This window comes from Neisseria sp. P0021.S006, assembly GCF_051956895.1.
On record NZ_JBQCWZ010000534.1, the window covers coordinates 1 to 906 of the forward strand.

The window sequence follows — 906 nt, forward strand, 5'->3', positions numbered from 1 at the left end:
GTTTTAATATTTTTCAGACGGCCTCTATCCAACCGGCAATGCGTTTTTCAACGGCTTCGGCATTCAGCCCCAAATCGGCTAAGAGTTTTTTCGGATCGCCGTGTTCGGTAACTTTGTCTTCTACACCCAGCAGCAATACCGGTTTGCAGATGCCGTGTTTCCCCAACACTTCCAACACCGCGCTGCCTGCGCCGCCTTGTTCGGCGTTTTCTTCGGCGGTAACGACGTAATCGTGGCTTCTGGCGAGACGGACGATCAGTTCTTCGTCTATCGGTTTGACAAAGCGCATATCGGCAACGGTCGCGTTCAGCTTGTCGGCAGCGGCCAATGATGGGGTAACCATGCTGCCAAAGGCGATAACGGCAATTTTCTCGCCTTCGCGACGGATGATGCCTTTGCCGATTTCAACGGTTTCCAGGCCGTCTGAAACGGTTGCACCCGTACCTGTACCGCGCGGATAACGGACGGCGGACGGCGAATTTGCCTGATAGCAGGTTGAGAGCAGCAGGCGGCATTCGTTTTCATCGCTTGGTGCGGCAATAATCATGTTCGGCACGCAACGCAAAAAGCTCAAGTCGTACAAACCGGCATGGGTCGGGCCGTCTGCACCGACAATACCTGCACGGTCGATAGCGAACAAAACAGGCAGGTTTTGCAAGGCAACGTCGTGTACCAACTGGTCGTAAGCGCGTTGCAGGAAAGTGGAGTAAATCGCCACGACGGGCTTGATGCCTTCACATGCCAAACCGCCCGCAAAGGTAACGGCGTGTTGCTCGGCGATTCCGACGTCGAAATAGCGGTCGGGGAATTGCTGTTCAAACTCAACCAAGCCGCTACCCTCGCGCATGGCAGGCGTGATGGCAACCAAACGCTCGTCAGCCGCCGCTTGGTCGCACAGCCATTGGC

General features: G+C 55.6%; 1 protein-coding gene. It reads right to left on the minus strand.

The window, feature by feature from the left end; genetic code table 11:
- Positions 1–13: 13 nt before the first annotated feature.
- Positions 14–906, minus strand: an 893-nt coding sequence (locus tag ACTHUM_RS15510; protein ID WP_440403357.1) for a transketolase C-terminal domain-containing protein, incomplete at its 5' end; no start/stop codon positions are given.